General features: G+C 76.1%; 1 protein-coding gene and 2 pseudogenes. All 3 read right to left on the bottom strand.

From position 1 onward, the window contains the following. Positions 1-337: 337 nt before the first annotated feature. Positions 338-7,648: pseudogene (locus tag ACTWM8_RS10480) on the bottom strand (type I polyketide synthase); the annotation flags it as partial. Between the two features lie 60 nt (positions 7,649-7,708). Then, positions 7,709-7,756, bottom strand: a pseudogene (locus tag ACTWM8_RS10475) (polyketide synthase docking domain-containing protein); the annotation flags it as partial. Next, positions 7,753-23,652, bottom strand: a complete 15,900-nt coding sequence (locus tag ACTWM8_RS10470; RefSeq protein WP_446213634.1) for an SDR family NAD(P)-dependent oxidoreductase — start codon at positions 23,650-23,652, stop codon at positions 7,753-7,755. The gene ACTWM8_RS10470 and the pseudogene ACTWM8_RS10475, both read right to left, overlap by 4 nt. Positions 23,653-23,664 lie beyond the last annotated feature (12 nt).

Below are 23,664 nucleotides of genomic sequence, written 5' to 3'. Positions count from 1 at the left end.
CGTTGACGGCGGCGATGTCCACCCCGGCACCTGCCGCCGGGCCGATGCCGGTGCCGGTTGCGGCGAACAGCGCTTCGCCGTTGGCCGCGAGCGTGCCACGGCCGTCGGCGTCGCCGTCGGCCACGACCCGGCCATCGCCATCGCCGTCGCTGCCGTTAGCCGCGACCGGGCCGCTGCCGGCGACCGTGCCGGTGCCGTTGCTGTTGCCGGTGTCGGTGTCGGTGTCGGTGCCGGTGCCGGTGGAGGTGGAGGTGGAGGTGGAGGTGGAGGTTGAATCGTTTGCGTCATCAGGTCGGTAGGACGCGAAAGAGGCATCCCGTCCTGACAGTGCCGCCCGTACCTCCTCCTCCGACGCCTGCACCGCCACCATCGCCCCACCAGCCGGCAGCGCCTGCATCAACCGACCACGAGCCGCCACCAAACGCGCAGCATTCCCCAGCGACAACACCCCAGCGACATGCGCGGCAGCCAACTCACCGATCGAATGCCCCGCCACGAAGTCCGGCCGCACACCCCACGACTCCACCAGCCGGAACAACGCCACCTCGACCGCGAACAAGCCGGCCTGCGCATAACCCGTCTGCCGGATCAGCTCCTCGTCATCACCCCAGACCACCTCACGCAACGGCCGATCCAGGTGCCCGTCCAGCTCCGCCACCACCGCGTCGAAGGCCGAGGCGAACACCGGGAACACCGCGTGCAGCGAGCGACCCATGCCCAGGCGCTGCGCGCCCTGACCGGTGAACAGCACCGCCAGCCGACCGGCCCGGGCCGTCCCCGACAGGACGGTCGGCGCCGTCCCGCCGTCGGCGAGGATGGCCAGCCCGGCGAGGAGTTCGTCGCGGTCGGCGCCCAGCACGGCGGCCCGCTGTTCCAGGGCGGCGCGGCCGGTCGCCAGCGAGTACGCCACGTCCGGCAGCCGCAGCTCCGGCCGGCCCGACAGGTGGCGGTGCAGCCGGGCGGCCTGGGCCCGTAGCGCCACCTCGGAGCGGGCGGAGAGCAGCCAGGGCAGCGGTCCCTGCATCCCGGTCTCCGACTGCGCGGGGGTGGTCGGGGGCGGTGGGGCCTGTTCGAGGATGACGTGGGCGTTGGTGCCGGAGAGGCCGAAGGACGAGACGCCGGCCCGGCGCGGATGCCCGTTCGCCGACCACTCGCGCGGGCGGGTCAGCAGCTCGACCGCCCCGGCGGACCAGTCCACCTGCGGCGAGCGCTCCTCGGCGTGCAGCGTCGGCGGCATCAGGCCGTGCCGCATCGCCTGCACCATCTTGATCACGCCGGCCACGCCCGCGGCGGCCTGGGTGTGCCCCAGGTTCGACTTGATGGACCCCAACCACAGTGGCCGGTCGGCGGGCCGGTCCTGACCGTAGGTGGCCAGCAGCGCCTGCGCCTCGATCGGATCACCGAGGGTCGTACCCGTGCCGTGGGCCTCGACCACGTCCACCTCGGCGGCCGGCACGCCGGCCGACGCCAGGGCGGCCCGGATCACCCGCTGCTGCGACGGGCCGTTCGGGGCGAAGAAGCCGTTCGACGCGCCGTCCTGGTTGACGGCCGAGCCGCGTACCACGGCCAGCACCGGGTGGCCGAGCCGCTGGGCGTCGGACAGGCGCTCGACCAGCAGGAAGCCGGCGCCCTCGGCCCAGCCGGTGCCGTCGGCGCCCGCCCCGAAGGAGCGGCACCGGCCGTCCGGGGAGAGGCCGCGCTGCCGGGAGAACTCGATCAGGATCTCCGGGGTGGCCATCACGGTCACGCCGCCGGCGAGCGCCAGCGAGCACTCCCCCGACCGCAGCGCCTGCACCGCCAGGTGCAACGCCACCAGCGACGACGAGCAGGCGGTATCCACCGCCACTGCCGGGCCCTCCAGGCCGAGCACGTACGACACCCGGCCGGCCGCCGCACTGCCGCCGGCGGAGCTGCCGTACCCGTAGTCGTGGTACATCAGGCCGGCGAAGACGCCGGTGGGGCTGCCCTTGAGCGTGCCCGGATCGATCCCGGCCCGCTCGAACGCCTCCCAGGCGCACTCCAGCAGCAGCCGCTGCTGCGGGTCCACCGCGTACGCCTCGTTCGGGCTGATGCCGAAGAAGCCGGCGTCGAAGTCGGCGGCGTCGGGCAGGAACCCGCCGGCCCGGGCGTAGCAGCGGCCGGGGCGGCCCGGCTCGGGGTGGTACAGGTCGTCGGCCCAGCCCCGGTCGGTGGGCAGCGGCGCGATCGCGTCCACCCCGTCGGCGACCAACCGCCACAGCTCCTCCGGCGAGCCGACCCCGCCGGGAAAGCGGCAGCTCATCCCGACGATGGCGATCGGCTCGTCCACCGGGCGCGGCCCGGCCTGGGCGGGTGCGTCGGCGGAGACCCCGCCGAGCAACGAGTCGAGGTACGCCGCGACGGCGTCGGCGGTCGGGTAGTCGAAGACCAGCGTGGCGGGCAGCCGCAGGTCGGTCGCCGCGCCCAGCGCGTTGCGCAGTTCCACCGCCGAGAGCGAGTCGAAGCCCAGCTCGGAGAAGGCGCGGTCCGGCTCCACCGCCTCGGCGGACTCGTACCCGAGGACGGCGGCGACGTGGGCGCGGACCAGGTCCCGCAGGGCGCGGAGCCGGTCGGAGCCGGACAGGCCGGCGAACCGCCCGGCGGCGGCCGGGGTGTCGGTGGCCCGGCGCAACCGCCGGGGCGCCCGGACCAGGGCGCGCAGCAGCGCGGGAATGCCGGCGTCGGTGCGCACGGCGGTCGGGTCGATCCGGAGCGGGACGAGGGTGACCGGCCGGTCCCGCAGTGCGGTGTCGAACGCGGCCAGCCCGTCGGCCGCGCTGAGGGCGGGGAAGCCCTGGCGGGCCATCCGTTCCAGGTCGGCGTCGCTGAGCACGGCACCCAGCCCCGCGTCGGTGCCCCACAGCCCGTACGCCAGCGAGGTCGCCGGCAGCCCTCCGGCGGCCCGGTGCTCGGCGAGCGCGTCGAGGAAGACGTTCGCCGCCGCGTAGCCGGCCTGGCCGGCGGCGAGCACCAGCCCGCCCGCGGAGGAGAAGAGCACGAACGCGGTCAGCTCCGCCTCGCGGGTCAGCTCGTGCAGGTGCCAGGCACCGTCCACCTTGGGCGCGAGGGTCGCCGCGAGCCGTTCCGGGGTGAGCGTGGCGGCCACGCCGTTGTCGGCGACCCCGGCGGCGTGCACCACGATCCGCAGCGGGTGCGCGGCGGGGATGTCGGCCAGCACGGCGGCCAGGGCCTCCCGGTCGGCGGCGTCGCAGGCCGCCACGCGTACCGTCGCGCCGAGCGCGGCCAGCTCGCCGACCAGCGCGTCCACGCCGGGGGCGGCGGGCCCGCGCCGACTGGTGAGCACCAGGTGGCGGACGCCGTGCGCGGTGACCAGGTGCCGCGCCACCAGCGCGCCGAGCCCGCCGGTGCCGCCGGTGACCAGCGCCGTGCCGCCGGCCGATGCACCGGTCGACCGGTCGCCAACGATCGCGCGGTGGTCGCGCGTGCCGGGGTCCGTCGCGGCGCCGTCGCGCGTGCCGGCGTCGGTGGCGGTGTCGCCGGGCGTTGTAGCGGGTGCGGCGGTGCCGGTAGCGGCGCCGCCGGGCGTCGCGGAGCCGGATACCGGGACGAGCCGGGGCACGAACAGGCGTCCGGCGCGCAGCGCCAGCTCCGGCTCGCCCGCCGCGAGGGCCGCCGGCAGCGCGGCCCAGGACTCCGGCCGGCCGTCGGTGTCGGCGAGGACGAACCGCTCCGGGTTCTCCGCCTGCGCCGCCCGGACCAGGCCCCAGACCGGCGCCTGGTCCAGCGCCACCCGGTCGTCGGGGCCGGTGACCACTGCCTCCCGGGTGAGCAGCACCAGCCGCGAGTCGGCGAACCGGTCGTCGGCCAGCCAGGCCCGCACGGCCGCCAGCGCCGCCCCGGTCACCTCGCGGACCACCGCCGGCACGTCGCCGTCGCCGGCCGCGAGCGGCAGCAGCACCACCTCCGGTACGTCGGCCGCCGCGCCGACCGCGTCCAGATCGGCGTACGACGGCACCCCCGGCACCGCGACGGCGTCGCCGACCACCGCCCAGCGGGACGGGTCCGGCGCCCCGTCCGGGATGGTCGCCGACTGCCAGCGCACCCGGTGCAACACCTGGTCGCGGCCGGCCCGCACGCCGTCGAGTTGCGCGGCGGAGACCGGCCGCGAGACCAGCGACCCGACGGTGAGCACCGGCTGCCCGGACGGGTCGGCGACGGTGAGGGTGACGCTGTCCGGCCCGGTGGGTGCCATCCGCAGCCGCAGCGCGGTGGCGCCGAGGGCGTGCCGGGAGACGCCGTTCCAGGCGAACGGCAGCAGCGTCGCCCCGGAGCCGTCGTGGTCCTGGAGCAGGGAGGCGTGCATGGCGGCGTCGAGCAGGGCCGGGTGCAGGCCGAACCGGGCGGCGTCCGGGTGCGCCTCGTCGGGCAGGGCCACCTCGGCGTACAGCTCGTCGCCGCGTTCCCAGGCGGCCCGCAGCCCCTGGAACGTCGGCCCGTACGCGTACCCCCGCCCGCGCAACCGCTCGTACGCGCCCTCGGTGTCCAGCGGGGTCGCGCCCGGCGGCGGCCAGGCGGTCAGGTCGACGGACGGCTCGGCGGCGTCGGCGGCGAGCAGCCCGTCGGCGTGCAGTGTCCACCGGCCGCCGGGGGCCCGGGAGTAGACGCCGACGGTACGGCGGCCGGCGCTGTCGGGGTCGCCGACGACCACCTGCACCATGACGTCGCCGCGTTCGGGCAGCACCAGCGGCGCGGTGAGGGTCAGCTCGTCGAGGCGGTGGCAGCCGGCCTCCTCGCCGGCGCGCAGGGCGAGTTCGACCAGGCCGGTGCCGGGCAGCAGCACGGTGCCGAGCACGTCGTGATCGGCGAGCCAGGGCTGGGCCTGCCGGGACAGCCGGCCGGTGAGGACGAGACCGTCGGCCTGGGCGGAGGCCACGGCGGCCCGCAGCAGCGGGTGGTCGACGGGGGCCAGACCGAGCGCGGCCGGGTCGTCGCCGAGCGCGCCGGCCAGCCAGGACTCGGCGAGGTAGTCGAGGGTGTGCAGCCAGTACCGCTGCCGCTGGAAGGGGTAGGTGGGCAGCTCGACGGTGCGGGTGGTCTGCGGGAGCAGCGCGGTCCAGTCGATTGTGGTGCCGGTGACGTGCAGCCTGGCCAGGGCGGTGAGGGCCTGCCGCTGTTCGTCGTGTCCCCGGCGCAGGCTGGGGATGATCGTGGCGTCGTCGGTGAGGATGCCCTCGATCATCGGGGTGAGGGCGGCGTCCGGGCCGAGTTCCAGGAACGTGGTCGCGCCCGCCTGGTGCAGGGCGGTGACGGCGTCGGCGAAACGCACGGCCTCCCGGACGTGGCGGACCCAGTAGTCGGGGTCGGTCAGCTCGGTGGTGGCCAGGGCGCCGGTCAGGTTCGACACGACCGGGAGCTGCGGCTCGGTGTAGGTCAACTCTGCTGCGACGGCCCGGAACTCGTCGAGCATGGGGTCCATCAGCCCGCTGTGGAAGGCGTGACTCACCCGCAGGCGGCTCGTCTTTCGTCCCAGCTTGGTGAAGTGCTCGGCCACGTGCAGCACGGCGGCTTCGGGGCCGGAGATGACCACCGACCGGGGGCCGTTGACGGCGGCGATGTCCACACCGGCGCCTGCCGCCGCACCCTCGTCATGGGGGGCTGAATCGTTTACGTCATCAGGTCGGTGGGGCGCGAAGGAGGCATCCTGTGCCGACAGCGCCGCCCGCACCTCCTCCTCCGACGCCTGGATTGCCACCATCGCCCCACCAACGGGCAACGCCTGCATCAACCGCCCACGAGCCGCCACCAGACGGGCCGCATCCGACAGCGACAACACCCCGGCCACGTGCGCGGCAGCCAGCTCACCGATCGAGTGTCCGGCCACGAAGTCCGGTCGCACGCCCCACGACTCCACCAGCCGGAACAACGCCACCTCGACCGCGAACAGCCCCGCCTGCGCGTAACCCGTCCGCCGGATCAGCTCCTCGTCGTCACCCCAGATCACGTCACACAACGGCCGATCCAGGTGCAAATCCAGCTCCGCCACCACCGCGTCGAAAGCAGCAGCGAACACCGGGAAGGCCGCGTGCACCTCACGACCCATGTCCAGACGCTGGGCGCCCTGACCGGTGAACAACACCGCCAGCCGACCGGACCGGGCCACCCCGGAGACGGCGTGGGGAGCCCGCTCCCCCGCCGCCACCGCCGCGAGCCCGGCGGACAGCTCGGCCGGGTCCGCGCCCCACACCACCGCCCGGTGGCCGAACGCCGCCCGACCGGTGACCAGGGTTCGGGCCGCGGCGCCCAAATCCACCGGCGACAAGTCTCCGCCGACAGCGGCGAAGCGGTCCGCGAGTTCCCGTAGCGCCGGGTCGGACTTCGCCGACAGCACCCAGGGCACCAGCGACGAAGGCACGTCGGCGTCCGGCTGCGGGGCGGACTCCGGGGCCTGTTCGACGATGACGTGGGCGTTGGTGCCGGAGAGGCCGAACGACGAGATGCCGGCCCGGCGCGGGTGCCCGTCCGCCGGCCACTCGCGTGCCTCGGTCAGCAGCTCGACCGCGCCGGACGACCAGTCCACCTGGGGCGAGCGCTCCTCGGCGTGCAGGGTCCGGGGCAGCACCCCGTGCCGCATCGCCTGCACCATCTTGATGACGGCGGCGACGCCGGCGGCAGCCTGGGTGTGCCCGAGGTTCGACTTGATCGACCCGAGCCGGAGCGGACGCTCGGCGGGCCGGTCCTGCCCGTACGTGGCGAGCAGGGCCTGCGCCTCGATCGGGTCGCCGAGGGTGGTGCCGGTGCCGTGCGCCTCCACGACGTCCACCTCGGCGGCCGGGACGCCGGCCGAGGCGAGGGCGGCGCGGATCACCCGCTGCTGGGCGGGGCCGTTCGGGGCGAAGAAGCCGTTCGACGCGCCGTCCTGATTCACCGCCGTGCCACGAACCACGGCGAGCACCGGGTGGCCGAGGCGCTGGGCGTCCGAGAGGCGTTCCACCAGCAGGAAGCCGGCACCCTCGCCCCAGCCGGTGCCGTCGGCGCCCGCGCCGAACGACTTGCACCGGCCGTCCGGGGCCAGCCCCCGCTGGCGGCTGAACTCGACGAAGGCCTCCGGCGTTGCCATCACCGCCGCGCCACCGGCGAGCGCCAAGGTGCACTCCCCCGATCGCAGCGCCTGCACCGCCAGGTGCAACGCGACCAGCGACGACGAGCAGGCGGTGTCCACGGTGACCGCCGGCCCCTCCAACCCCAGCGCGTACGCCACCCGGCCGGAGGCGACCGAGCCGGTGGCGTGGCTGCTGGCGTAGTCGTGGTACATCAGCCCGGCGAACACCCCGGTACGGCTGCCGCGCAGCGTGCCGGGGTCGATGCCGGCCCGCTCGAACGCCTCCCAGGCGCACTCCAGCAGCAGCCGCTGCTGCGGGTCCATGATGGTCGCCTCGTTGGGGCTGATCCCGAAGAACGCCGGGTCGAAGGCGGCGGCGTCGGTGAGGAACCCGCCCTGCCGGACGTAGCTGGTGTGCGGGCGCTCGCCGGTCGGGTCGTACAGCTCGTCGACGTTCCAGCCCCGGTCGGCGGGGAAATCGCCGATCGCGTCGACCCCGTCGGCGACCAGCCGCCACAGCTGCTCCGGTGTGCTCACCCCGCCGGGGAAGCGGCAGCTCATCCCGACGATCGCGACCGGCTCGTGGGCGGCCGCGGTGAGCCGCCGGTTCTGCGCGCGCAGCCGCTCGGTCTCCTTGAGCGAGCGGCGCAGCGCGGCGACGAGCTTGTCGTCGGTCATCGAGGGTCTCCCGTCATGAGGTCGTCGAGGTCCTGGTCGCCCAGCGCCATGCTGATCAGGTCGTCGGCGTCCATCTCGTCGATCGAGCGGCCTGCCTCGTCGTCCGCCGTGGCCGTGTCCGGCGTGGGGGCGAGCCCACCGAGTTCGAGCAGCCGGTCCAGCAGCCCGGCCTCCCGCAGCCGGCTCAGCGGGATGCCCTGGAGGACCTCCCGCACCCGGTCCTCGGGCAACCCGCCGGCCGGCGCCGGGGCGAGCGCGTCGGCCAGTTCGGCGGCGAGGACCCGCGCGTTGGGGTGGTCGAAGACCAGCGTCGCGGGCAGCCGCAGGCCGGTGGCGGTGTTGAGCTGGTTGCGGAACTCCACCGCGCTCAGCGAGTCGAAGCCGAGTTCCTGGAACGCCCGGTCCGGGTCGACGTCCTGCGGGCCGGCGTGCCCGAGGATCGCCGCCGCCTGGATGAGCACGACGTCGAGCAGCGCGGCCCCGCGCTCGTCGGCCGGCAGCGCGGCGAGCCGCCGGGTCAGCGCCGCGGCGTCCGGCCCGGCCCCGCCGCCGGCGCGCGCCGGCCGCCGCAACAGGCCGCGGAAGAGCGGCGGCAGGTCGGGTACGCGGGCCAGCGCCGCCAGGTCCAGCGCCACCGGTACGACCACCGCCGCGTCGGTGGCGGCGGCCGCGTCCAGCAGCGCGAGCCCTTCGGCGGGCGCGAGCGGGCGGACGCCGGTCCGCTCGACGCGGGCCCGGTCGCCGGCGGTGAGGTCGCCGGCCATCCCCGCGTCGCCGGCCCAGGCTCCCCAGGCGAGCGACTGGGCGGGCAGGCCGGCGGCCCGGCGCTGCGCGGCGAGCGCGTCCAGGCAGGCGTTGGCGGCGGCGTAGCTGCCCTGACCCGGGTTACCGACCACACCGGCGGCGGAGGAGAAGAGCACGAACGCGGTGAGCGGCAGGCCGGCGGTCAGCTCGTGCAGGTGCAGCGCCGCGTCCACCTTGGGGCGGAACACGACGTCGACGCGGTCCGGGGTGAGCGACCCGATCACCCCGTCGTCGAGCACACCGGCCGAGTGCACGACCCCGGTGAGCGGGTGCGCCGGGTCGAGCCCGGCCAGCAGGGCAGCCACGGCGTCCCGGTCGCCCATGTCGCAGGCGGCGAGTCGGACGTCCGCGCCGAGCGCGGTCAGCTCGGCGGCGAGGTCGTCCGCCCCGGCCGCCGCGGCGCCCCGCCGGCTGGTCAGCAGCAGCCGGCGTACGCCGTGCGTGGTGACCAGGTGCCGGGCGACGAGCCGGCCGAGCAGGCCGGTCGCGCCGGTCACCAGCACCGTCCCCTCGGCGCCGAACACGCTGGCCGACGGGGCGTCCGGGCCGGCCGCGAGGCGAGCGAGCCGGGCGACGTGGGCGACGCCGGCGCGGACGGCGACCTGCGGTTCCCCCGTGGCGACGGTCAGGGCGATCGCCGCCGGGTCGTCCGGGTCGTCGAGGTCGGCCAGGACGATCCGGTCGGGCTGCTCCGACTGCGCGGAGCGGACCAGCCCCCAGACGGCGGCACCGGCCAGGTCGCCGGCCTCCTCGTCGGCCACCGCGACCGCCCCCCGGGTGACCACCACCAGGGTGGACCGGGCGTACCGGTCGTCGGCGAACCAGGTCTGGACCCGCTCCAGGGCCCGGTGGGTCGCCCGGTGCACGGCGGCGGCGTCCCGGCCGGGCTCCGACCGCAGCACCACCACCTCGGGTACGTCCTCGCGGACGTCCTCCCACGCCGCCCAGCGCACCGGGGGCGCGGCCACCGGTGCGGCGGGCTGCCAGGCCAGCCGGTACAGCGGTTCCTGCCGACCGGCGGCGAGCTGGGCGGCGGAGAGTTCCCGCAGGGTGAGCGACTCCACCGAGGCCACCGGCAGGCCGGCGGCGTCGGCGATGTCGAGGCGCACCCCGTCCCCGGCCGGGGTGACCCGGACCCGGACGGTGGTGGCGTCGGGCACCGCGACGGTGACGCCGGCGAAGGCGAACGGCAACCGGACCGGCCCGACCTGGCCGGCATCGAGGCCGACCGCCTGGAGACAGGCGTCGAGGAGGGACGGGTGCATCCGGTACCCGTCGTCGGCGCCGTCCCCGGCCGGCAGGGTCACCTCGGCGTACACCTGCTCGCCGGCGGTCCACGCGGCGCGCAGCCCCTGGAACGCCGGCCCGTACGCCAGTCCGGCGGCGGCCTGGGCGTCGTACCGCCCGGCGAGGTCGACCGGGACGGCACCCGGCGGCGGCCAGGCGGCCAGGTCGAACGACGGCGGCCGGGTGGCCGGGGCGAGGGCGCCGGTGGCGTGCCGGGTCCACGGCTGGTCCGGTCCGCCGTCGCGGGAGTGGACGGTGACCGGCCGGCAGCCTGCCTCGTCGGCCGCGCCGAGCAGCACCTGGACGGTGACCCCGCCGCGTTCCGGTACGACCAGCGGCGCCTCGAGGACCAGTTCGGTGAGGGCGTCGCAGCCGACCTGCCCGCCCGCACTGAGCGCCAGTTCGACGAAAGCGGTGCCCGGCAGGAGGATCGCGTCGCCCACCACGTGGTCGGCGAGCCAGGGCTGGCTGTGCACGGAGAGCCGTCCGGTGAGGACGGTGCTGTCCGAGCCGGCGAGGGTGACGGCGGCGCCGAGCAGCGGGTGGCGGGCGGCGTCGACCCCGACCGCGCCGAGGTCCCCGTCGGCGGTGCTGGTCCGCTGCCAGTAGCGCTGCCGCTGGAACGGGTACGTGGGCAGGTCGACCGTGCGGCCGGTCTGCGGGAGCAGCGCGGTCCAGTCGACGGTGGTGCCGGTGACGTGCAGCCTCGCCAGGGCGGTCAGGGCCTGCCGCTGCTCGTCGTGTCCCCGCCGCAGGCTGGGCACGACGGTGACCTCGTCGGTGAGGATGCCCTCGATCATCGGGGTGAGGGCGGCGTGGGGGCCGAGTTCGAGGAAGGTGGTCGCGCCTGCCTGGTGCAGGGTGGTGATGCCGTCGGCGAAGCGGACTGCCTCCCGGACGTGCCGGGCCCAGTAGTCGGGGTCGGTCAGCTCGGTGGTGGCGAGGGCGCCGGTCAGGTTGGACACGACCGGGAGTTGCGGCTCGGCGTAGGTCAGCTCCGCGGCGACGGCCCGGAACTCGTCGAGCATGGGGTCCATCAGCCCGCTGTGGAAGGCGTGGCTGACCCGCAGCCGCGTCTTCTTGCGACCTTGCTTGGTGAAGTGCTCGGCGACCGTGAGCACGGCGGCCTCGGGGCCGGAGATGACCACCGACCGGGGGCCGTTGACGGCCGCGATGTCCACACCAGCGCCTGCCGCCGGGCCGATGCCGCTGCCGCTGCCGCTGGAGGCTGAGTCGTTTACGACATCAGCTCCAAAGGATCCGACCACAACACCCGGACCCACCAGCGCCGCCCGCACCTCCTCCTCCGACGCCTGCACCGCCACCATCGCCCCACCAACCGGCAACGCCTGCATCAACCGACCACGAGCCGCCACCAGACGCGCCGCATCCGCCACGGACAACACCCCAGCGACGTGCGCGGCAGCCAACTCACCAATCGAGTGCCCCGCCACGAAGTCCGGCCGCACACCCAACGACTCCACCAAGCGGAACAGGGCGACCTCGACCGCGAACAGACCGGCCTGCGCATAGCCCGTCTGCCGGATCAGCTCCTCATCGTCACCCCAGACGACATCACGCAACGGCCGGTCCAGGTGTGCGTCCATCTCGGACACCACCGCGTCAAACGCAGCAGCGAATACCGGGAACACCGCGTGCAGCTCACGACCCATGCCCAGGCGCTGCGCGCCCTGACCGGTGAACAGCACGGCCAGCCGACCACCCGGCCGGGCCACGCCGGTGACCACACCGGGAGCGCCGGCACCGCCGGCCAGGGCGGTCAGGCCGGCGGACAGTTCCGCCGGGTCCGCGCCGAGCACCACGGCCCGGTGGCCGAAGAGCGCCCGTCCGGTGGCGAGCGTCCGGCCCGCCGCCGGCACGTCGGCCGGGTCGATCCGGGCGGCGAGGTCGGCCAGCCGTCCGGCGAGGTCGCGTACGGCGGTGTCGGACCGCGCCGACAGCAGCCAGGGCACCAGGCCGTCGACCGGTCGGGGCGCGGACGCGTCACCGTCGGTGGGCGCCTCCTCGATGATCACGTGGGCGTTGGTGCCGGAGAGCCCGAAGGAGGAGATGCCGGCCCGACGCGGATGCCCGTTCGCCGGCCACTCGCGTGCCTCGGTCAGCAGCTCGACCGCGCCGGCGGACCAGTCGACCTGCGGCGAGCGCTCCTCGGCGTGCAGCGTGCGGGGCATCAGCCCGTGCCGCATCGCCAGGACCATCTTCATCACCCCGGCCACCCCGGCGGCGGCCTGGGTGTGGCCGACGTTCGCTTTGACCGACCCCAGCCGGAGCGGCCGGTCCGCCGGGCGGTCCTGGCCGTAGGTGGCCAGCAGCGCCTGCGCCTCGATCGGGTCGCCGAGGGTCGTACCCGTGCCGTGCGCCTCCACCACGTCGACCTCGGCGGCCGGCACCCGGGCCGAGGCGAGCGCCGCGCGGATGACCCGTTGCTGGGCGGGGCCGTTCGGCGCGGTCAGGCCGTTCGACGCGCCGTCGGAGTTGACCGCCGAGCCGCGCACCACGGCGAGGACGGGGTGGCCGTGGCGGCGGGCGTCGGAGAGGCGTTCCACCAGCAGCAGGCCGGCGCCCTCGGAGAAGCCGGTGCCGTCGGCGCCCGCCCCGAAGGATTTGCACCGACCGTCCGGGGCGAGCCCGCGCTGCCGGCTGAACTCGACGAAGGTGTCAGGGGTGGCCATCACGGTCACCCCGCCGGCGAGCGCGAGCGTGCACTCCCCGGACCGCAGCGCCTGGGCGGCCAGGTGCAGAGCCACCAGCGAGGACGAGCAGGCGGTGTCGACGGTGACCGCCGGCCCCTCCAGCCCCAAGGCGTACGCGACGCGGCCGGAGGCGATCGAGCCGGTGTTCGTGTTGTCCTGGTAGTCGTGGTACATCACGCCGGCGAAGACGCCGGTGGGGCTGCCCTTGAGCGTGCCCGGGTCGATGCCGGCCCGCTCGAAGGTTTCCCAGGCGCACTCCAGCAGCAACCGCTGCTGCGGGTCCATCGCCACCGCCTCGTTCGGGCTGATGCCGAAGAAGCCGGCGTCGAACTCGGCGGCGTCGGCGAGGAAGCCGCCGGAACGGGAGTAGGACCGCCCCTCGGCACCCCGCTCCGGGTGGTAGATGCCGTCGACGTCCCAGCCCCGGTCGGCGGGGAAATCGCCGATCGCGTCCACGCCGTCGGCGACCAGCCGCCACAGCTGCTCGGGCGAGCCGACGCCGCCAGGGAAGCGGCAGCTCATCGCGACGATGGCGATCGGCTCGTCGACCGGCCGCGCCGCCGGGGCACCGGTGGTCGGGGCCGCCTCACCGGGGGTGAGCACCTCGTCGAGGTGCGCGGCCACGGCGAGAGCCGTGGGGTGGTCGAAGACCAGGGTGGCGGGCAGCCGCAGCCCGGTCACCGCGGTCAGCCGGTTGCGCAGTTCCACCGCCGACAGGGAGTCGAAGCCGAGGTCCTTGAACGCCTGGTCGGGCTGGACGGCGTCCACCGTGGCGTGGCCGAGCACGGCGGCGATCTCGACGCGTACCAGATCGAGGAGGGCCTCGCGGCGCTCGGACCCGGACCGGCCGGCGAGCCGGCGGCGCAGGTCGTCACCGCCGGCCGGCGCGGTCGCGCCGGTTCGCGCGACCGGCCGGGCCGTCGGGACGAGGCCGCGCAGGGCGGCCGGGAGGGGTTGACTGGCGGCGACCGCGCGCAGGGCCGGCAGGTCGAGCCGGACCGGCACCCGCAGCGGCTCGGCGGCGTCGAGCGCCGCGGTGAACAGGGCCAGCCCTTCGGTGCGGGTGAGCGGCGGGAAGCCGTTGCGGCCCAGCCGGCGCAGCTCGGCGGCGGTGAGCCGGTCGCCCATCCCGTCGGCCGCCCACAGTCCCCAGGCCAGCGAGACGGCCGGCAGCCCGGCGGCGCGGCGGTGCGCGGCCAGGGCGTCGAGGAAGACGTTCGCGGCGGCGTAGCCGCTCTGGCCGGGCGCGCCGAGCACCCCGGCCGCCGACGAGAAGAGCACGAACATCCGCAGGTCACGGGCGAGTTCGTGCAGGTGCCAGGCGGCGGTCGCCTTGGGGGCGAGGACGGCGTCGACCCGCTCGGGGGTGAGCGCGGCGAGGACGCCGTCGTCGAGCACGCCGGCGGCGTGCACGACCCCGGTCAGCGGACGGGCGGCGGGCACGCTGGCCAGCAGCCGGGTCAGCGCGTTCCGGTCGGCGACGTCGCAGGCGGCGACGGTGACGTCGCCACCCAGGTCGGCCAGCTCCGCGACCAGGTCGCGGGCGCCGGGCGCGTCGATGCCGCGCCGGCTGGTCAGCAGCAGGTGCCGGACGCCCAACTCGGTGACGAGGTGCCGGGCGACCAGCGCGCCGAGGCCGCCGGTGCCGCCGGTGACCAGGACGGTGCCGTGCTCGTGCGGCGCGGCCGGGGTCGCGGCCTCCGCGCGGACCAGCCGCGGCACCCGGATCTCGCCGCCGCGCAGCGCCGCCTCCGGCTCGCCGCAGGCCAGCGCCGCGGGCAGGCGGCGACCCGATTCGACGGTACGGTCGACGTCCAGCAGCGCGAACCGGCCCGGATGCTCGGCCTCCGCCGCCCGGACCAGGCCCCACAGGGGCGCGGTGGCGAGGTCCACCTCACCGTCGGCCACCGGTACGGCCGCCGTGGTGACCAGCACCAGCCGGGCCGCGCCGAAGCGGGCGTCGGCGATCCAGTCCTGGGTCAGCCGCAACGTCCACGCCACCGCCGCGCGCAGTCGCGCCGGCACGTCGTCGCCGGTGAACGCCGGCACGGTGACCAGCACCCGGTCGGGCAGCGGGGCACCCGCGTCGACGGCATCGGCGAGCGCGGCGAGGTCGGGGTGGGCCGGCAGCTCCGCCGCGCCCGCCGGCGGCGTACCGAGCAGCACGACCGACCCGGTCCCGGCCGGCGGGGCGGGCGTGGTCAGCGGCACCCAGTCGAGCCGGTGCATCGCCTCGGGTCGGCCGCCGGGGTCGAGCTGGTCGGCGCTGACCGCGCGGTAGTCCAGCGAGTCGACGGTGAGCACCGGCTGTCCGGCCGCGTCGGCCACCATGACGGTGGCGCTGCGGGGGCCGCGGCGGGTGATGCGTACCCGCAGCGCGGTCGCGCCGGCGGCGTGCAGGGACACCCCGCTCCAGGAGAACGGCAGCAACGCGTCCCCGGTCGACGGGTCGGCGGCGTCGCGGTCGGCGGCGTCGAGCAGGGCGGCATGCAGGCCGGCGTCGAGCAGCGCGGGGTGCAGGCCGAAGCGGGCGGCGTCCGGGTGGGCCGGCTCGGGGAGCACGACCTCTGCGTACACCTCGTCGCCGTGCCGCCAGGCCGCCCGCAGTCCCTGGAACGTCGGCCCGTACGCGTAGCCGTCGGCGAGCAGCCGCTGGTAGCCGTCGTCCACCGGAAGCGGGCTCGCGCCGGCCGGCGGCCAGGCGTCCAGCGGCGCGGCCGGTGCGGGTACGGACGCCGAGAGCAGCCCGGTGGCGTGCGCCGTCCAGGCGGTGTCCTCGGCGTCGTCGCCCGAGTAGACGGCAACGGTCCGGTCGCCCGCCTCGTCCGCCCCACCGACGACCACCCGCAGCACGACCGCCGCGCGGTCGGGCAGCGGCAACGGCGCCTGGAGGGTCAGCTCGACCAGGTGGGGGCAGCCGACCCGGTCACCGGCGTGCACGGCCAGGTCGACCAGGGCGGCGCCGGGCAGCAGCACCGTCCCGGCGACGGCGTGGTCGGCGAGCCACGGGTGGGTGGCGAGCGAGACCCGTCCGGTCAGCACCACCTCGCCGGAGTCCGGTACGACCAGCTCGGCGCCGAGCAGCGGGTGGCGCAGCGCGGCGAGGCCGGCGGCGACGACCTCGCCGTCGCCCGCCCCGGCCCAGGCGTCGGCCCAGTACTCCCGCGCGTCGGCCCAGTAGCGCTGCCGCTGGAAGGGGTAGGTGGGCAGCTCGACGCGGCTGCCGGTGAGCAGTGCGGTCCAGTCGACGGTGGTGCCGGTGACGTGCAGCCTGGCCAGGGCGGTCAGGGCCTGGCGGTGCTCGTCGTGTCCCCGCCGCAAGCTGGGCACGACGGTGACGTCGTCGGTGAGGACGCCCTCGATCATCGGGGTGAGGGCGGCGTCCGGGCCGAGTTCCAGGAACGTGGTCGCTCCGGCGGTGTGCAGGGCGGTGACGCCGTGGGCGAAACGCACGGCCTCGCGGACATGGCGGACCCAGTACTCCGGGTCGGTCAGCTCGGTGGTGGCCAGGGCGCCGGTCAGGTTCGACACGACCGGGAGTTGCGGCTCCGCGTAGGTCAGCTCTGCCGCGACGGCGCGGAACTCGTCGAGCATCGGGTCCATCAGCCCGCTGTGGAAGGCGTGGCTGACCCGCAGTCGCGTGGTCTTGCGGCCCTCCGTTGTGAAGCGCTCGGCGACGTGCAGCACGGCCACTTCGGGGCCGGAGATGACCACCGACCGAGGGCCGTTGACGGCCGCGATGTCCACACCAGCGCCTGCCGCCAGGCCGTTGCCGTTGCCGTTGCCGTTGCCGTTGGAGGTTGAATCGTTTACGTCATCAGGTCGGTAGGACGCGAACGAGGCATCCGGTCCCGACAGCGCCGCCCGCACCTCCTCCTCCGACGCCTGCACCGCCACCATCGCCCCACCAGCCGGCAACGCCTGCATCAACCGACCCCGCGCGGCCACCAGACGCGCCGCATCCGCCAGCGACAAGACCCCGGCGACGTGCGCGGCAGCCAACTCACCGATCGAGTGCCCGGCCACGAAATCGGCCCGCACGCCCCACGACTCCGCGAGCCGGAACAACGCCACCTCGACCGCGAACAAGCCGGCCTGCGCATAGCCCGTCTGCCGGATCAGCTCCTCGTCGTCACCCCAGATCACGTCACGCAACGGCCGGTCCAGGTGCCCGTCCAGCTCCGCCACGACCGCGTCGAAGGCCGAGGCGAACACCGGGAACACCGCGTGCAGCGAGCGACCCATGCCCAGGCGCTGCGCGCCCTGACCGGTGAACAGCACCGCCAACCGACCACCCGATCGGGCCACGCCGGACACGAGCGTCGGGTCGGGCGTGCCGGCTGCGAGGGCGTCGAGGCCACGCCGCAGCTCGGTCCGGTCGGCGCCGAGGACGACGGCCCGTCGTTCCCATCGGGCCCGTCCGGTGGCGAGGGACCACCCGATGTCGCCGTCGCGCTGGTCGGGGTGCTCGCCCGCGTACGCGGAGAGCCGCCCGGCCTGGGCCCGCAGCGCCGCGTCCGACCGGGCGGACACCAGCCAGGGCACGACCGGGCCGGCGGTGTCCCGGGCAGGGCCGGCCGGCGTCGGGGGGTCGTCCGGGGCCTGCTCGACGATGACGTGCGCGTTGGTGCCGCTGATGCCGAACGACGACACCCCGGCCCGGCGCGGGTGCCCGTTCACCGGCCAGTCACGAGCCTCGGTCAACAGCTCCACCGCACCGGCGGACCAGTCCACCTGCGGCGACGGCGCGTCCACGTGCAGCGTCCGGGGCATCGCCCCGTGCCGCATGGCGAGGACCACCTTCATCACCCCGGCCACCCCGGCCGCCGCCTGGGTGTGGCCCAGGTTCGACTTGACCGATCCCAGCCAGAGGGGCCGGTCGGCGGGGCGCTCCCGGCCGTACGTGGCGAGCAGCGCCTGTGCCTCGATCGGGTCGCCGAGGGTCGTACCCGTGCCGTGCGCCTCGACCAGGTCGACCTCGGCGGCCGGGACGCCGGCCGAGGCGAGCGCGGCCCGGATCACCCGCTGCTGCGACGGGCCGTTCGGCGCGGTCATGCCGTTGGACGCGCCGTCCTGGTTGACCGCCGATCCCCGCACCACCGCCAGGACCGGGTGACCGTTGCGGCGGGCGTCGGAGAGCCGCTCGACCAGCAGGAACCCGGCGCCCTCGGCGATGCCGGTGCCGGCCGCGGCGGCGGCGAAGGCCCGGCAGCGACCGTCCGGCGACAGTGCCCGCTGCCGGCTGAACTCGACGAAGATCTCCGGGGTGGCCATCACGCTGACCCCGCCGGCCAGCGCCAGGTCGCACTCCCCCGACCGCAGCGCCTGCGCGGCCAGGTGCAGCGCCACCAGCGACGACGAACAGGCGGTGTCGATGGTCACCGCCGGCCCCTCCAGGCCGAGCACGTACGCCACCCGGCCGGAGGCGACCGCGCCGGTGCCGCTGTTGGCCGGGTAGTCGTGGTACATCAGGCCGGCGAAGACGCCGGTGGGACTGCCCTTGAGCGTGCCCGGGTCGATGCCGGCCCGCTCGAAGGTCTCCCAGGCGCACTCCAGCAGCAGCCGCTGCTGCGGGTCCATGCCCAGCGCCTCGTTCGGGCTGATCCCGAAGAACGCGGGGTCGAAGTCGGCGGCGTCGTGGAGGAAGCCGCCGGAGCGGGTGTAGCTGCTGTTCGGCGTGGTGAAGTCGGGGTCGTGGAGCTGGTCGACGTTCCAGCCCCGGTCGGCTGGGAAGTCGCCGACCGCGTCTACTCCGTCGGCGACCAGCCGCCACAGCTCCTCGGGCGAGCTGACCCCGCCGGGGAAGCGGCAGCTCATGGCGACGATGGCGATCGGCTCGTCGACCGGCTTCGCCGCCGCCACGGCGGACGTCACGGCGGCGGTACCGGAGAGCTCGTCGACCAGGAAGCGGGCCAGCCCGGCCGGTGAGGGGTAGTCGAAGACCGCGGTGACCGGCAGCCGCAGGCCGAGGGTCTGGTTGAGCCGGTTGCGGAACTCGACCGCAGTGAGCGAGTCGAAGCCCAGCTCGCGGAACGCCCGCTCCGGGGCGACGGCGGCGGCGGAGGTGAAGCCGAGCACCAGCGCCACCCGGTCCAGCACCAGGTCGAGCAGCGCCTGCTCGCGGTCCGCCTCGGGCAGCCGGAGCAGCCGGTCCACCAGGGAGCCGGCGTCGGCGCGTACCCCGGCGGCGCTGCGCCGGGCGACCGGCAGCAGGGTACGGAACAGCGCCGGCACGTCGCCCTGGGCGCGTACGGCGGCGAGGTCGAAGCGGACCGGCAGCAGCAGGGCGTCGGGGCGGTCCAGGGCGGCGTCGAGCAGGGTCAACCCTTCGTCGACGGCGAGGCCGATCATGCCGCTGCGGGAGATCCGCGCCCGGTCGACGCCGCCGAGCCGCCCGGTCATGCCGGTGGCCTGCGCCCAGAACCCCCAGGCCAGGCACTGACCGGCGAGCCCGTGTGACCGGCGATGCGCGGCGAGGCCGGCGAGGAACGCGTTGGCCGCCGCGTAGTTGCCCTGCCCGGGTGCGCCGACCACGCCGGCCGCGGAGCCGAACAGGACGAACGCGCCGAGGCCTGCGTCGCGGGTCAGCTCGTGCAGGTGCAGCGCCGCGTCCACCTTCGGGGCGAGCACGGCGTCGAGCTGTTCGGGGGTGAGCGAGGCGATGGTGCCGTCGTCGAGCACGCCGGCGGTGTGCACCACCGCGGTCAGCGGCCGCGCGGCCGGGACGTCGGCCAACACGGCGGCGAGGGCGTGCCGGTCGGTGACGTCGCAGGCGACCTGGTCGACCGAGGCGCCGAGGCCGGTCAGCTCGCCGGCCAGGTCGGCCGCGTCGGGGGCGGCCGGTCCGCGCCGGCTGAGCAGCAGCAGGTGGCGTACCCCGTGGGCGAGGACCAGGTGGCGGGCGACGATGGCGGCGAGGGTGCCGCTGGCGCCGGTGACCAGCACGGTGCCGGCCGGGTCGATCCGGCCTGCGGGCGGCTCCTCGCCGGTGGCCGGCGCGCGGACCAGCCGGGTGGCGAGCAGGTCGCCGTCGCGTCGCAGCAGTTGCGGCTCACCGGCGGCGACGAGGGTCGGCGCGAGCACGACGGCCTCGGTGACGTCGACGTCGGTGTCGGCGAGGACGATCCGGTCCGGGTGCTCCGACTGGGCCGAGCGGACCAGGCCCCAGACGGCGGCGCCGGCCAGGTCGCTGACGTCCTCGCCGTCGCGGCCGACCGCGCCGCGGGTGAGCACCAGCAAAGTGCTGGCGGCGTACCGCTCGTCGGCCAGCCAGGCCTGGAGGTCGGCGAGCACGCGGCGGGTGGTGTCGTGCACCGACGCCGCGTCGGCGCCGCCGGTGACCGGCAGCACCACCACGTCGGCGACCTCGCCGGTGTCCCACCGTCCGACCTGGACAGGCGCGGGCGACGGGGTGGGCACGGGCGTCCAGGCGGTGCGGAAGAGCGCCTCGGCGACCGGCCCGGCCGCCGCCGCCGGGGCGAGGTCGGCCGGGAGCGGCCGCAGGACGAGGGAGTCCAGCGAGAGCACCGGCGCGCCGGTGGCATCGGCAGCCTCGACGGCGACCTCGCCGGCGCGCAGCGGGGTGATCCGCACCCGCAGGCTGGACGCCCCGACCGCGTGCAGGGTGACCCCGGTGAAGGCGAACGGCAGCAGCGCCCGGTCGTCGACGGCGTCGGTGAGGGCGACCGCGTGCAGCGCGGCGTCGAGCAGGGCGGGGTGCAGGTCGGCGCGCTCGGCGTCGGCGGCGGCCTCCTCGGGCAGCTCCACCTCGGCGTACACCTCGGCGCCGGCCCGCCAGGCGGCCCGCAGCCCCTGGAACACCGGCCCGTACGCCAGCCCGGCGTCGGCCAGCTCCGGGTAGAGGGCGGCGACGTCCACGGCGGTGGCACCGGTCGGCGGCCACTGCCGCAGGTCGTCGGCGGGGCGGGCGGTGGCCGGCGCGAGCTGGCCGGTGGCGTGCCGCTGCCAGGGCGCGTCGGGGGTGGCGTCCTCGGCCCGGGACCAGACGCTGACCGGGCGGGCGCCGCGCTCCCCCGCCGCGCCGACGGCGACCCGCAGTTGCACGCCGGCGCCGTCGGCGAGCACCAGCGGCGCACCGATGGTCAGCTCGCTGACCGCCGGGCAGCCGACCTCGTCGCCGGCGCGCAGCGCCAGCTCGACCAGGCCGGTGCCGGGGACCAGCACGGTGCCGGCGACGGCGTGGTCGGCCAGCCACGGGTGGGTGCCGGTGGAGATGCGCCCGGTGAGCACCACGCCGTCGTCGGCGGGGGTGGCGACGACCGCGCTGAGCAGCAGGTGGTCGGCGGGGCGCTGGCCGGCGCCGGTGACGTCCCCGGTGCCGGTGGCGGCCGCGTCCAACCAGTGCCGGCGGCGCTGGAACGGGTACGTCGGCAGCTCCACCCGCCGCCCCGGCCGCCCCTCGAACAGCGGCAGCCAGTCCACCGCGACGCCGTGGACGTACGCCTCGGCGAGCGAGGCGGCGAGGCGGTCCGGTCCGCCGTCGTCGCGGCGCAGGGTACCGATCACGACGGCCGGGGCGCCGGCGTCGGTGACGGTCTCCTCGATACCGACCTTGAGCGTCGGGTGGGCGCTGGGCTCGACGAAGACGGTCAGCCCGTCGGCGAGCATCGCCCGGGTGGCGTCGGCGAAGAGCACGGTCTGCCGCAGGTTGGTGTACCAGTAGCCGCCGTCGAGGGCGGTGGTGTCCAGCAGGGCGCCGGTGACCGCCGAGTAGAACGGCACCTCGGCGGTGCGGGGGCGGACCGGGGCGAGCAGTTCGGCGAGCCGGTCCCGGATGCCCTCGACGAAGACGGAGTGCGAGGCGTAGTCCACCGGGATCATCCGGGTGCGGATCTCCTCGGCGGCCAGTTCGGCCTGGAACGCGGTGAGGGCGTCCACCTCGCCGCAGACGACCACCGAGCCGGGGCCGTTGACGGCGGCGAGGGAGAGCCGTCCCGCCCAGCCGGCGAGCCGCTCGCGGGCGGCGTCGGCGGGCAGCGAGACCGACATCATCCCGCCCAGGCCGGCCAGCTCGGCGGCGATGACCTGGCTGCGTAGGGCGACCACCCGGGCGCCGTCGTCGAGGGTGAGCGCGCCGGCGACGCAGGCCGCGGCGATCTCGCCCTGCGAGTGGCCGACCACGGCGGCCGGCTCGACGCCGTGGCTGCGCCACAGCTGGGCCAGCGAGACCATCACCGACCAGAGCACCGGCTGCACCACGTCGACCGGGTCGAGGGTGGGCGCGCCGGGCGCGCCGCGCAGCACGTCGACCAGGTCCCAGTCGACGAAGGGTTCCAGCGCGCGGGCGCACTCGGCGATCTTCGCGGCGAAGACCGGCGACGAGTCGAGCAGCTCGACGGCCATCCCGGCCCACTGCGAGCCCTGGCCGGGGAAGACGAAGGCCACCCGGGCGTCGGTGCGGGCGGTGCCGCGTACCAGGTTGGTAGCGTCGCGGTCGTCGGCGAGGGCGGTCAGCCCGGCCAGCAGCGCGGCGGTGTCCGTACCGGTGACGACCGCGCGGTGGTCCAGCGCCGAGCGGCCGGTGACCAGGGCGTGCCCGACGTCGGCCGGGTCGGGCCCGGCCGCGACGGCGGCGAGCCGCGCGGCCTGCGCGCGCAGCGCCTGCGGGTCGCGGGCCGACAGGGCCCAGGCGAGGGTACGCCCCGACGGCGCCGGCTCCGGCGTCGTGACCTCGGCCGGCTCCTCCTCGGGGGCCTGCTCGATGATGGCGTGCGCGTTGGTGCCGCTGACGCCGAAGGAGGAGACCCCGGCCCGGCGGGGGCGGCCCAGCTCGGGCCAGGGCAGCGCCTCGGCGAGCGGCCGGACGGTCCCCGGTGTCCAGTCCACGTGCGACGACGGGGTGCCGACGTGCAGGCTCTTCGGCAGCAGGCCGTGCCGGATGGCCTGCACCATCTTGATCACACCGCCGACCCCGGCGGCGGCCTGCGCGTGCCCGAAGTTGGACTTCAGCGAGCCGAGCCAGAGCGGCCGGTCCGCCGGCCGGCCCTGCCCGTACGTGGCGAGCAGCGCCTGCGCCTCGATCGGGTCGCCGAGGGTGGTGCCGGTGCCGTGCCCCTCGACCACGTCGACCTCGCCGGGCGGGAGCTGCGCGTTGGCCAGGGCGGCGCGGATGACCCGCTGCTGCGCCGGCCCGCTGGGGGCGGTGAGGCCGTTGGACGCGCCGTCCTGGTTGACCGCGGTGCCGCGCACGACGGCGAGCACCGGGTGGCCGTTGCGGCGGGCGTCGGAGAGCCGTTCGAGCAGCAGCACGCCGGCGCCCTCGGCCCAGCCGGTGCCGTCGGCGTCGTCGGAGTACGCCTTGCAGCGGCCGTCGGGGGCGAGCCCGCGCTGCCGGCTGAACGCCACGAACGGCGCCGGGGTGGACATCACCATCACCCCGCCGGCCAGCGCGAGGGTGCACTCGCGGCGGCGCAGCGCCTGCACCGCCAGGTGCAGCGCGACCAGCGACGACGAGCAGGCGGTGTCCACGGTCAGCGTGGGCCCCTCCAGCCCCAGCGTGTACGCGACCCGCCCGGCGATCACCGAGGCCGCCGCCGCGGTGCCCAGGTACGCCTCGGCCGCTTCCGGGGCGGCGTTGAGCAGGTCCCCGTAGTCCTGGTAGCCGGAGCCGGTGAAGACGCCCACGGGCTTGCCCCGGACGGCGTCGGGGGCGATGCCGGCGCGTTCCAGCACCTCCCAGGAGACCTCCAGCATCAGCCGCTGCTGCGGGTCCATCGCCGCCGCCTCGCGCGGGGAGATGCCGAAGAAGGCGGCGTCGAACTCGGCGGCCTCGGCGAGGAAGCCGCCCTCGGCGACGTAGCTGGTGCCGATCCGGTCGGGGTCGTCGGCGAGCAGCCGGGCGAGGTCCCAGCCCCGGTCGGTGGGGAGCGGGCCGACCGCGTCCACGCCGCCGGCCACCAGGTCCCAGAGCTGCTCCGGGGTCCGCACGTTCCCCGGGTAGCGGCACGCCATCGCCACGATCGCGATCGGGTCCCGCTCGACGCCCTCGACCTCCTGGAGCCGCTGGCGGGTCTGCGTGAGATCCGCGGTCACCCGCTTCAGGTAGTCGAGAAGCTTGCCGTCCTCCGCCATGCCCGTCCTCAC

The organism is Micromonospora sp. IBSANI012, assembly GCF_052814045.1.
This window is presented reverse-complemented; position numbering and strand designations above follow the sequence as displayed.

What these genes read in the sequence shown, in the direction of transcription:
- ACTWM8_RS10470 (WP_446213634.1), bottom strand. Translation starts at nt 23,652, where the DNA reads ATGGCGGAGGACGGCAAGCTTCTCGACTACCTGAAGCGGGTGACCGCG.